This window comes from Gracilibacillus suaedae, assembly GCF_017599345.1.
In the GTDB taxonomy this organism is placed as follows: Bacteria; Bacillota; Bacilli; order Bacillales; family Amphibacillaceae; genus Gracilibacillus; species Gracilibacillus suaedae.
Genome location: NZ_JAGFVL010000040.1, coordinates 1 through 12,414, shown reverse-complemented (window position 1 = coordinate 12,414; position 12,414 = coordinate 1). Strand labels below are relative to the sequence as shown.

General features: G+C 37.3%; 8 protein-coding genes. 7 read left to right on the top strand and 1 reads right to left on the bottom strand.

The genetic code is table 11. The features are described 5' to 3' along the window. The first annotated feature begins 29 nt into the window (after positions 1–29). Complete coding sequence (locus J5J03_RS11735) at positions 30–1,454, top strand: aldehyde dehydrogenase family protein (RefSeq protein ID WP_208589735.1); 1,425 nt, start codon at positions 30–32, stop codon at positions 1,452–1,454. A gap of 64 nt (positions 1,455–1,518) precedes the next feature. On the opposite strand, the gene J5J03_RS11730 is transcribed toward J5J03_RS11735, so the two are convergent. Continuing rightward, positions 1,519–2,871, bottom strand: coding sequence for an MATE family efflux transporter (locus J5J03_RS11730; RefSeq protein WP_208589734.1), 1,353 nt, complete (start codon positions 2,869–2,871; stop codon positions 1,519–1,521). A 72-nt stretch (positions 2,872–2,943) separates the two neighbouring features. Here J5J03_RS11730 and J5J03_RS11725 point away from each other — a divergent pair, with 72 nt between their 5' ends. The 6 genes from J5J03_RS11725 (at position 2,944) to J5J03_RS11700 (ending at position 12,414) form a co-directional block, all read left to right on the top strand. After that, a complete protein-coding gene (locus J5J03_RS11725; protein ID WP_208589733.1) occupies positions 2,944–4,014 on the top strand; it encodes an undecaprenyldiphospho-muramoylpentapeptide beta-N-acetylglucosaminyltransferase in 1,071 nt (356 codons plus the stop codon). Between the two features lie 80 nt (positions 4,015–4,094). Beyond that, positions 4,095–4,925, top strand: a complete 831-nt coding sequence (locus J5J03_RS11720) for an aldo/keto reductase (RefSeq protein ID WP_208589732.1) — start codon at positions 4,095–4,097, stop codon at positions 4,923–4,925. A 719-nt stretch (positions 4,926–5,644) separates the two neighbouring features. Continuing rightward, a complete protein-coding gene (locus tag J5J03_RS11715; RefSeq protein ID WP_208589731.1) occupies positions 5,645–7,180 on the top strand; it encodes an NADH dehydrogenase subunit 5 in 1,536 nt (511 codons plus the stop codon). Continuing rightward, positions 7,180–9,807, top strand: a complete 2,628-nt coding sequence (locus J5J03_RS11710) for a DUF2309 domain-containing protein (protein ID WP_208589874.1) — start codon at positions 7,180–7,182, stop codon at positions 9,805–9,807. Before J5J03_RS11715 ends, J5J03_RS11710 begins: the two co-directional genes overlap by 1 nt. 476 nt (positions 9,808–10,283) lie before the next feature. Further along, a complete protein-coding gene (locus tag J5J03_RS11705) occupies positions 10,284–10,646 on the top strand; it encodes a DUF2294 domain-containing protein (RefSeq protein WP_208589729.1) in 363 nt (120 codons plus the stop codon). Positions 10,647–10,836: 190 nt separating this feature from the next. Next, entirely contained in the window at positions 10,837–12,414 is a 1,578-nt protein-coding gene (locus tag J5J03_RS11700) for a UDP-N-acetylmuramoyl-tripeptide--D-alanyl-D-alanine ligase (RefSeq protein ID WP_208589727.1), read from the top strand.

Here is a 12,414-nt window from a genome sequence, read left to right as displayed (position 1 = left end):
ATAAATCTGAAAACAGAGGTGTTAAACAGATGCAACAGTTTCAACTCTTTATTGATGGAAAATGGATAGGTACAAACGAAACATTAGATGTATTAGATAAATACTCTCAAGAAGTATATGCAAGTGTTTCGAAAGCGGATGAAGAGGCAGTAGACAAAGCGATTACGAGTGCATCGAAAGCGTTTGAACAAGAGAAGCTTTCTCCATACGAACGCTATCAAATCTTACATAAAGCTTCTCAACTTATTGTTGACCAAAAAGAAGAGTTGGCGATGATCATTACGAAAGAAGCAGGGAAACCGTTAAAACAGGCAAAAGCTGAAATTGACCGTTCTGCACAAACTTTTTTAGTGGCAGCAGAAGAGGCAAAACGAATTTACGGGGAAGGTGTACCAGTTGAAGCAGCGCCCGGATCGGAAAATCGAATGGCTTTTACGATCAAAGTACCGGTAGGGGTAGTTGGAGCGATTAGTCCTTTTAACTTTCCACTCAATCTTGTTGCACATAAAGTAGCCCCTGCCCTTGCTGCCGGTAATGCAGTCGTGTTAAAGCCGGCGAGTAAAACCCCGATTTCAGCGTTGAAATTAGCAGAAATCCTTGATAAAGCAGGTTTACCGAAAGGATTATTGCAAGTAGTCGTTGGTTCCGGTTCAACAGTAGGCAGTCAAATGATGAAAGATGAGCGTATCGCTCTTTACACGTTTACTGGGAGTGCTAAGGTAGGCATGAAGTTAAAACAGGAAACAGGTTTGAATCGTTTAATATTAGAATTGGGCAATAACTCTCCAGTGATTGTTGATAAAGAAGCAGATGTGGAGTTAGCAGCAAAAACAATAGCAGCACAATCCTTTGCTTTTGCAGGACAGGTATGTATTTCTGTACAACGAATTTATGTTCATGAAGAGGTGCAGGAGTTATTTTTAGAAAAACTAAAAGGGTATATGTATGATTTGAAAATAGGAGATCCAACTGATCCAGAAACAGATGTCGGTCCAATGATTGCAGAAGATGAGGCTGAGCGGGCGGAAAAATGGATTCAGGAAGCAGTGGAAAAAGGCGCTACTATCTTTATTGGTGGCGAAAGAGAAGGAGCACTATTGCAACCCACTATTCTGACTGATGTCAAACCAAAAATGCGCGTAGTTTGTGAAGAGGTTTTTGCACCTATTGCAAGTGTCATACCTTTTTCAGACATTAAGCAGTGTATTCAGGAAATCAATCAATCCGATTATGGCTTACAAGGTGGCATTTTCACACAAAATATCGATACAGCTTATTATGCAGCGAAACATGTGGAAGTAGGCGGGTTGATGATCAATGATGGTTCGCAATATCGCGTCGATCTCATGCCATATGGTGGTGTAAAGGATAGTGGCAATGGTAAAGAAGGACCGAAATATTCGATAGAAGAAATGACCGAAGAGAGATTAATTGTGATGAATTTGAAGGTGTAGCTTGTCTCAAGCTACACCTTTTTTGACGAGTGTCCAGATAATGGGGAAAAGTGTCCAGATAAAATTACACCTGTTTTGCTAGCTTGTTTTGCAGGTAATACATTCGGCCAAATAACGTTATCGCACCTGCTGAAAGTCCAACGATTAGTCCTAACCAATATCCATAGGCATCCAGGTTCGTATAATTAGCGAAAATCCAACCACTAGGTAAGCCAATTAACCAATAAGAAACGAGAGACATCCAGAAGGTAATGTTGACATCCTTATACCCACGTAAAATTCCTTGCACCGGTGCACCAACGGCATCAGCAAATTGGAAGAAAATCGCATAATACAAGAAATGTTTAGTAAGCTCAATTACTTCGGGATGATCACTATATAAACGAGCAACTTGATCGTCCATTAGATAAATAATACCACCAGCTAGAAAAGCGATCACTACTCCAGAAATAATTCCCATATAAGAGTAGGTTTTTGCATCTTGAATTCGTTTAGCACCAACTTCGAAACCAACGGCAATTGTTAGGGACATCGCTATACTTAATGGAATCATGTATAAAAATGATGCAAAATTAATCGCTGCTTGGTGTGCGGCGATCGTATTGGTATTATATACACTTAGCATAAAGGTTACCGCAGAGAAAATACTGACTTCAAAAAAGATAGAAAATCCAATCGGGATCCCAAGCCTTAATTGGCTGAACCATTCTTTAACAGATGGTTTTATCAAACGATGAAAAATTTTGTGACCGCGAAAAGGTCGCACATAATGGACAATCAAAATTGATAAAATTAAATTGACTCCAAATGTTAATGCCGATGCGATCCCGGCACCAATACCACCAAAAGCAGGTAAACCTAATTTACCAAAGATAAATATATAATTAAATAAAATGTTTAAAGGCAAGGAAATTAAAATGATTGCCATTGAAATCCTGGTGTGACCCAGTCCATCAATATAAGAGCGTAATAAATTATAAACAAAAAGTGGAATCATCCCTAATCCGATCGAAATAATATAGTACTTCGCAACATGCTGTACTCGATCTTCTAAATCCATCAATAATAAAATAGGATCGATCAAGAAGGCACCGATCAAGGTTACAACTACACCTAATCCAATTGATAAATAAATACCCTGTTGTACAGTAAAAGGTATTTTGTCTTCTTCATTAGAACCTGTTAACTGAGCAACAATCGGAGACATAGCCATTAAAATACCTACAACCATCATTTGTACTGGCACCCATAAACTAGAGCCGATTGCTACTCCAGCAAGATCTGCAGCCCCTGCTCTACCGGACATAATCGTGTCAAAAAAATTCATAGCATACATACTTACTTGCGTGATTAGAATCGGTATCAGTATAATCATAAAGAGTCTTATTTTTTCTTTTAGTGTTTTTGTTTGATACATATCTATTCTTCCTTTTTACAGTCGTAGAAGGATTATAACATATTTTGTTAAAAGAGAGGACGGTTTTTATTTATGACCACTAAACAAATTATTTTTACCGGTGGTGGTACTGCTGGGCATGTTATGGTGAATTTGGCGATTATCCCTGCCTTTTTAAAAGAAGGTTGGACAATAGATTATATTGGCTCGAAAAATGGTATTGAGAAGGATTTAATTGAACCGTTAGAAGGGGTGACATACCACCCGATTTCCACAGGGAAACTGCGTCGTTATTTTTCCAAGGAGAATTTTAAGGACCCATTTAAAGTACTAAAAGGTACATGGCAAGCACATCGAATTATCGGCAAAAAGAAGCCTGCCGTTATTTTTTCCAAAGGTGGATTTGTCTCTGTTCCTGTCTTAGTAGCAGCACGGATGAGAGGTGTACCTGCAGTGATTCATGAATCAGATTATACCCCGGGTCTTGCTAATAAATTAGCAATCCCTTTCGCAAAAAAAGTGTTGGCAACTTTTCCGGAGACCGTACAATATCTACCAGAGCAAAAGGCAGAATGGATTGGTGCTGTTGTTCGGGAAGAGCTTTTTACTGGCAGCAGGGAAAAAGGTTTTGAAATGACCGGCTTTTCTAACAAGAAAAATGTTTTATTAATTATGGGAGGTAGTGCAGGATCGAAAAAGATTAATCAGGCAGTACGTGAAGGCTTAGAAGAATTGTTAAAGCAATTTCAAGTTGTCCATATTTGTGGTAAGGACAATATCGATGAGACGTATGAGCAAGAAGGATATGTTCAATATGAATATGTCCAAGATGAATTGAAGGATTTACTCGCGATTACAGATATGGTTTGTTCGCGTGCGGGTGCTAATGCGATTTTTGAATTTTTGGCACTAAATAAACCAATGCTGTTGATTCCGCTATCACGTCAAGCAAGTCGTGGAGACCAGATCGTCAATGCCCAATCTTTTGAAAAACAAGGCTATGCGAAGGTGTTAGAGGAAGAAGATTTATCAACTAATATATTGGTTACTTCACTTTTAGAATTGAAAAAAGATAAATTTGAAATAAAAGACAAAATGAATCAATACCGGTCCAGTGAAGCGAAAGAAAAGGTTATCGACATTATTAAAAATCAGGCTAATTAAGCAGTTTACTTTAGGAAATGCCGACAACATATTAAAATAGGAAGCGAATGGTTTATTAAAAAAAGGAGGCGTTTCTAGGAATGAGTTTAACTACTACATTAAAGCTGAACAATGGAACAGAGATACCTGCAGTAGGACTTGGTGTTTACAAAGCGGAGCCAGGGGATGAGGTTTACCATGCTGTAAAATCAGCATTAGAGTTAGGCTATCGGCATATTGATACTGCTTCTCTTTATGCAAATGAAGAAGGGGTAGGTCAGGCAATTAAAGATAGTGGTATTCCTCGTGAAGAAATTTTTGTGACGACAAAAGTTTGGAATGATGAGCAAGGATATGAAGAAACAAAAGCAGCATTTAAGCGTAGTTTAGAACGTCTGCAAATGGATTATGTTGATTTATACTTAGTACACTGGCCGGTACCAGGTAAATTTACGGAGACATACAAAGCGCTGGAAGAAATTTATCATGATGGTAAGGCGAAAGCAATTGGGGTAAGTAATTTTGAACCACACCACTTAGAGGAGTTATTAAAAGAGGCAAAAGTTACTCCGGTAGTGAATCAAGTTGAGTTACATCCCCAGCTACAACAACAAGCAGTCAGAGATTTTTGTAAAAAACACGATATTAAAGTAGAAGCATGGGCTCCATTAGGTAAAGCTCGCTATTTTGATCATCCTATATTACAGGAATTAGCTGCAAAGCATAACAAAAAGTCTTCCCAAATTATTGTCCGTTGGCAATATCAAAGTGGAATTATTACAATTCCAAAGTCTGTTAATAAGGAGCGTCAACAGGAAAACGTCGATATCTTTGATTTTGAATTATTAGATGAAGATATCGAGAAAATGAAAAGCATGGATGCCAATAACCGAATTGGCGCTCATCCTGATGAGTTTGATTACGGAATTTAGCATGAAAACACTTCTAGGATGAAGGACTTGTTGTTGACACATGTTATAATTTAGTATATATTTATACTTAACTTAATAATCGACAGATGCTTATTTTTAACTTCTTAATTAATTGGGGCTTTAGCATTCTTTTAATATTTCCATATTGATTGAATGAAAAAGCTTTTAAATATAAGAATGTAAAGGTAAAGTAAATCGGTATATATAATAGCTTAAGTATTAGATTAAACAGATTTTCTAATTAGAAGTGGGAATATAACTAAACTTAATTTCCACCTTAATAAGGTAGTTCTTCAAAAAACTTCGGTGAAGTTAGTTGAAGTGAAACCGACAATTTTCAAGATTCAATGATTTTAGATTATCATTGTAGTTTTGAAATTGTCGGTTTTTTAATTTCCTAGGAAATTAAAATGTTGTGCCGTGGTTACCATATCGGAATAAATATCGCAACGATCAGCCCCTAGTGCAAAAAAGTAGACGACTTCTCTTACGGTAGGTCACCATCAGCAAAATGACCATTATTTCTTTATCTTAGGTTATTCTGAAGTTGCTCTTGTTTTATGCGGGGTCTCTCCACTTTTGTTTTTGAATAAACACAAATTATTTAAAAATTCATAATGGAGCAAGATAAAATGTAGGACTTATTAGAAAGATATATGAAATGTCCTTTTTAAAAAAATTTCTTATACGTTAATATTGTTTTGAGGGGAGAATGTTTTGTGTTAGATTCGTTGAGTATGTCATCATTTTTAACATTATTTTTTATTATGCTTATTGCCTCTGGGCTTAGCGGACTCTTGTTTTTACACCCACGAGTACCATTGAGTTTTGTTCGTATTCACATTGGTATCGTGTCTTTGCCTCCTTTAGTTGCCTTATTTGCTCTTGCAAATACTAGTGTGCATGGAAATGTTGGTCCTTGGTACGTGGATTCCTTAGCTTGGTTAATGGTTTTCTTTGTCCTTGCAATTGGTTTAATCATTCAGCGTTTTTCTGTACGTTACTTAATGGGAGATCGCTCTTATCGTAAGTATTTTATGCTTTTTACATTCACGACAGGTGTTGCTTCTATTACATGGTTAAGTGGTGATCTTCGCTTAATGGTTGTATCTTGGGGAGCAACTCTCGTCGGTTTAACCTTCCTTATAAGGTTAAACCGTAGTTGGAAAGTAGCTGATGAAGCTGCCAAGGTTTCTGCTCGCTTATTTACATTAAGTTGGTTTTCATTATTGTTTGCGATGATTTGGCTTTTTGAAGCCACAGGTCAATGGCAGTTTTCATTAGCTCTAACCAATGAAAATTTAGTACAACTTGGACAATGGGAGAGAACTGGGATTAATTTATTGATTGTATTAGCAGTAATAATTCCTGCAGCCCAATGGCCTTTCCAAAGGTGGTTAATTGAGTCTGTTATTGCTCCGACTCCTGTTTCTGCGATTATGCACGCTGGTTTAGTAAATGCAGGTGGGATTATGCTAACTCGATTTTCACCACTATTTAACGGTGATATAGCTTCGATTGTATTACTTATTCTTGCAAGTATCTCTGTTTTGATTGGATCTGGAATTAGTTTAGTCCAGGTTGACTATAAACGTCAGTTAGTGGGATCCACGATTGGTCAAATGGGATTTATGCTCATTCAGTGTGCACTAGGTGCGTATATAGCAGCTATTATTCATCTCGTTTTACATGGTTTGTTCAAAGCAACACTGTTCTTACTGGCTGGTTCTGCAGTACGCCGTTATGAAGTATCATCTCGCATTAATGAACGTTCATCCTATTTATGGGTCTTGGCTGGTCGAACATTAGCCTTATTAGTAGGTGTTGCATTTTGGCTTATGGCTCCTGGAGATGGGTATCAATTGATCAGTGCGCTAATCCTAGCGTGGTCATTGTCCGTTTCTTGGACACAACTCGTGGCTTTTGGAGAGGGGAGAATTGGTCGTATTGCTGGCTTATCATTTTTAGGAGGCTCCGCCATCATTTATTTTATCATTCATAATCTCTTTTATGAGTGGTTGCATACAACCGTTTTTCAAGGTGTTCAACCTCCAATGTTTGTTGTCATCATTGTCGTAGGCCTCTTATTAATTGGTAGTACTATAGGTGCACGGGCTTCCCGTAATCGTTCTTCTATTACCTACTCAGTACTCTATCTTTGGTTAATACGACTAGGTGAAGCAAAAACTAAATCAGTAGAAAGTCATCCAAACTACCTTAAGCAGCTATTTTTATCTCAAGGAGGTAATAAGTGATGGACGTATCATCCGTTTTAACAAAAGAAAATGAAAATAATAAAGACACAAATAATAATTTTAAAGAAATGGACATCAGTACAATAATTGAATCAGCTAGTCGGGTGATTGCGCCACTATGGCCTATTTCTACGTTTGCAGCACGTAATCCATGGATGGGACTAGAAAAGCAATCTTTTGAAGAGGTTGCAGATTGGTTAAAAGATACTCGAGATGTTGATATCTATCCTAGTGCTTCCATGATTCTTTCGGCAAAGAGTAAAGGTGAGATTGATGAAGCGTTTGTGAAAATGGGGCTACAGCGTTGGCTTGATACCCATCCCTTTAATATCCCAAGGGATGTAGCAGAGCGATTTTGTCAGGCTGCACTCAAATTAGATCGATTACCTTCAAGCCTTTTAACATCACATAAATTGGAGAAAGTGGTAGAGGAATTTAGTGGACTGAATTTGGATAGTATTAAGAATTTCTCCATACAACCAATGTGTTCATATATAAAAAATCAAGATGGTGAGAAGTTAATTAAAATGCTTGATAATCATGTTATCAAGTGGTGCAAAGTATATCTTGATGAATTTCAAGCGGGTTGGACAATGCCACATCGGGAGGAAGGTTTCTATCGTGCGTGGCGACGTCTCATTCAACACGATCCGGCACTTAGTAAACATCAGCGTAAAAACCTAAAAGATTGGCCACATGAGGCACCTTTGGCATTAAAAGAAGCATTGTCCCTAATGGAAATTCCTAAGTCAGAGATACAGAATTATCTTGAAGGTCATTTACTTTCGTTACCTGGGTGGGCAGGCATGATGCTTTGGCGCTCCCAACAATCGAGCCATGAACAAGCTCTCTTAACAGACTATCTAGCAGTTCGAATTTCCCTAGAGTCGGCACTTATAAAGCCCTATTTGCCTATGAGTAATCAGCGAACGGAGAGTGAAGTTTCGCTTACTACTTTGTTAGCATCTTGGATTCATTGGGGCGGCCTTACGATAGAGGAATGGTTACAGATGTCAGCCGCTGAACAGCATGAGTATTTATTATTTGCTTACAGCTTTGATGAGAAACTGCGCCGAAAAATATGGTTAGAAGCTTGGGAGCAAACACACACAGATCAATTAAGTCAGAAGTTAATCTATAAACAACGTGAGACTAAGCGGAATAATTCAACATTAGCTCAATTAGCATTCTGTATAGATGTTCGTTCAGAACCTTTTCGTCGTCAACTAGAAAAAGAAGGTCCGTTTGAAACGATTGGAATTGCTGGTTTTTTCGGGTTACCGATTGCAACTAGTGAATTAGGTAGTAAACATAGTCATGCATCCTTGCCAATTATACTAAACCCACAGCATAAGATAAAAGAGTACGTAGATGAAGGGGAACTCGATAAATACCAACAACGTAAGCAAGCAGTTAATTCCTTAAGCAATACGTTTAAAACTATGAAACAGAATGTACTAGCGAGTTTACTTTTACCAGAATTAAGTGGACCTTGGCTTAGTCTACAAATGGTAGCACGTAGCTTTGTGCCAAGAAAAGCAAATCAATTCATACGTAATCTACGTGAGACTTGGATACGTAAACCTAATACAAAGCTCTCGCTTGATCATGAAGATGACACAGAAGCGAATCTACCTGTTGGCTTCTCTGAAGAAGAGAAATTGAATTATGCTCACCAGGCTCTAAAATTAATGGGTCTAACAGAGAAGAAGTTCGCACCTTTAGTCGTAATATGTGGGCATGGTAGTCAAAGTATAAACAATCCTTATGCCGCTGCTCTCGAATGCGGTGCCTGTGGTGGTGCGGCAGGTGGATTCAATGCAAGAGCTTTAGCTACTTTATGTAATCTTCCAGAGGTAAGGAGAGGGCTTTCTTCTAGAGGAATTGAAATTCCTGAGGACACTGTTTTTGTAGCTGCAGAGCATAAAACAACGGTGGATGAATTACACTGGATTTATGTTCCTAACCTCTCTAAAGCAGCACAAGAAGCATTAGATCGTATCGAAGCTATTATGCCGACCGTGAGTCGTAATGCAAACGCAGAACGTTTAGCTCAATTACCGAGTTTCCAATCAAAACTAAAAAATCCAAAGGCTGAGGCACACCGATTTGCAGACGATTGGAGTGAGATACGTCCTGAATGGGGATTAGCTCGTAATGCTGCTTTTATAATTGGTCAACGTGAATTAACTCAGGATTGTGATTTGGAAGGTAGAGCCTTTCTTCATAACTATGATTGGAAACAAGATGAAAGTGGTGACCTCCTAGTAAACATCATTGCTGGACCAGGAACAGTGTCCCAGTGGATTAATCTTCAATATTACGCTTCAACGGTAGCACCACATTATTATGGAAGTGGAAATAAAGCAACGCAAACCGTTACAGCAGGTCTTGGTGTTATGCAGGGAAATGCTAGTGACTTGTTAACTGGACTACCTTGGCAATCCGTCATGCAATCAGATCACGAAGCATATCATTCCCCTCTTCGTTTGCTGATTGTCATCCAAGCGCCTAGCGAATATGTAGAACGATTATTGAAAAATGATTCAGTATTTCGCGAAAAAGTTCAAAATGGATGGGTTCGCCTTGCTAGTATTGATCCAGAAGGACGTTGGAAAAATTGGTAGTGGTTTAAATTATTTGCTTTGCTTAATCAACGAAAGTATTATTTGATATGGACAAGAAAAAATAGATTGCGCTTCTTTACAATAATTTACAAAAAATCACCTAAAAGAAAATACTGACTATATACAAAGCTAGGGTCCTTTTATCAAGGACTAATCCAAGCTTTAAGCACTAAAAAGGCTGAATGGGGGATGAGGTGAGTTAACTTCACAGTGATTTTAGTAAAAACTGGCTAATCCGAAGTCTCACCTTATTCAAAAATAATAGAGCTAACAAAAACAGTTGGTATAAATGAAGGAGATGTTATTAGAGGTTATTCATTGTTAAATTAGAAGAAGCAGATTCGTTTCAATTAATATATATTTGGAAACTTCTTTAAATTTAGACGGACATTCAATTTTCTAAGAATGAATGTTGTCTTAGAAATTAGAAATATAAATGGAATAGATAATTTTTTTGATCGTTAGGAGATGAGTTTGTGAAAGTTTCTAAAGGCTCTTATGAATCTGAGATAAGTAAGGCAATTACTCAATGGGAAAAGGACTATCTTGGGCGTGGATCTGTATCGGTAAAGACAGATATATTACGGGATATGGTAATTGTAAATCTACAAGGTATTTTAACCCGAGCAGAATATAACGTTTGTGAAACCAAAGAAGGAATGTTAACGATAAAGAAAACTCGTTCAGAGTTAGTTGAATCAGGTATAGAAGATCTTAAAGATATTATACTGACTATAACTGGAGAGAAAGTGAAAAGTTTTCATACTGATATAAGCTCTCGCACTGGTGAACGAGTGATGATATTTAAATTATTCAATGATTTTGAAAAAAACATTTAAGGTAAAGAGATGTATAAATATTTCGAACTAAAAGCGGAATCCAGTATTAAAAAAGAGTTACCAATAAAATATATATACAGTTCGGAAGAAGCATATTGTAGATAAACTATATTAGCGTGTTATTAGAACAAAAACATCCTGTTGCGGTGATTGTAGATACCTTTTTAGAAGGGGATAAAGGGGCAGTTAAATGATGCAGATTATATATTCAATTGTCAGTGTATTATGGATGGTATATGTATTCTTCCGAGTGAAACAATCAATCCACATGCTGCAATTAAACAGTTATTTTAACAATCGATTATGGCGCTGGATGACAGAGCATTGGTCAAAAGTTGTACCGGTTCATGAGTGGTTAGCACTTCTTTTCGCACTACTATTATTATTTTTGGCGTGGAATTGGCTCATATTCGTGATCGTATTGCTAGGTCTATTTGTGCCTAGAAATAAACAAGAAAAGAAAAAATTAGCTGTGACCGCACGTGTCAAACGTCTGATTACGACTATTGCAATTATCTATCTTTTCTTCCTAGCAACTAGCTTACATTTTATTTGGAATGATTACCCGTTAAGCTATGCTGGGTTAGTGATTGTACTAGGTTCTATTCTCACATACGGAGTAGTGTTATTGGCGAATCTCATGAATAAACCGATTGAAAATAGAATTAAAGCATATTATTACCAAGATGCAAAACGTATTATCAACAGTGCGAAAAATACCGAAACAATTGGTATTACAGGGAGCTTCGGTAAAACAAGTACAAAGTTTATTTTAGATACGATATTGTCATCACACTTTAACACGTTAAAAACACCGAACAGTTTTAACACGAAAATCGGTGTAACGATCACTATTCGGAACTCTTTAAAGCCATATCATGATGTATTTATTGCTGAAATGGGGGCGAAAGAGCCTGGCAATATTCAAGAAATCTGTGAGTTAGTAGGGCATAAATATGCGATTCTAACAGCAATTGGGGAACAGCACTTAGAAACGTTTAAATCATTAGACAACATTAAAAAAACCAAATATGAGATTGTTGAAACATTGCCTGCTGACGGCATTGCTTTCCTCAATCGTGATGATCCAAACATTATGTCTTATACCCCGAAAAATCAGTGCCGTAAAGTTTATTTTGGAATCGATGATCAAGAAGCAGACTACTTAGCTTCTGCTATTCGTTTTCACAAAAAAGGAACGACTTTTAGAGTGACGAATAAAGCAGGAACATTAGATGCAGATTTTGAAACAAAGATATTAGGTAAGCATAATGTATATAATATTTTGGCTGCGATTAGTGTGGCGTGGGAAATGGGAGTACCTCTCGCCAAACTGCAAATGGGTGTGAAGAAGATTCAGGCAGTGAAACACAGAATGGAAATAAAGAAAGGCTTCGGTAATTTAACAGTAATTGATGACAGTTTTAATTCAAATCCGACCGGTTCCCGAATGGCTTTAGAAGTACTCTCCTCAATGGAAGGATTTAAAGTATTGGTGACACCAGGTATGGTAGAATTAGGTGATAAGGAATATTCATATAATAAAGCATTTGGTGAATATGCGAGTGATGCGTGTGACTATGTGATTTTAGTAGGTGAAAAACAGACAAAACCTATTCAGGATGGTCTTCGTGAAAAAGGTTACCCGGAAGAGCAATTGTTTATCGCAAAAGACTTAAATCATGCGATATCACAAATACAAGCATTAAACCGGCAAGATGCGATTATTTTATTGGAGAATGATTTACCTGACACATATAACGAGTAA

Excerpts from the sequence above, each read along its gene's own strand:
- J5J03_RS11735 (WP_208589735.1), top strand. The coding sequence starts at position 30 with ATGCAACAGTTTCAACTCTTTATTGATGGAAAATGGATAGGTACAAAC.
- J5J03_RS11730 (WP_208589734.1), bottom strand. The coding sequence starts at position 2,871 with ATGTATCAAACAAAAACACTAAAAGAAAAAATAAGACTCTTTATGATT.
- J5J03_RS11725 (WP_208589733.1), top strand. The coding sequence starts at position 2,944 with ATGACCACTAAACAAATTATTTTTACCGGTGGTGGTACTGCTGGGCAT.
- J5J03_RS11720 (WP_208589732.1), top strand. The coding sequence starts at position 4,095 with ATGAGTTTAACTACTACATTAAAGCTGAACAATGGAACAGAGATACCT.
- J5J03_RS11710 (WP_208589874.1), top strand. The coding sequence starts at position 7,180 with ATGGACGTATCATCCGTTTTAACAAAAGAAAATGAAAATAATAAAGAC.
- J5J03_RS11700 (WP_208589727.1), top strand. The coding sequence starts at position 10,837 with ATGATGCAGATTATATATTCAATTGTCAGTGTATTATGGATGGTATAT.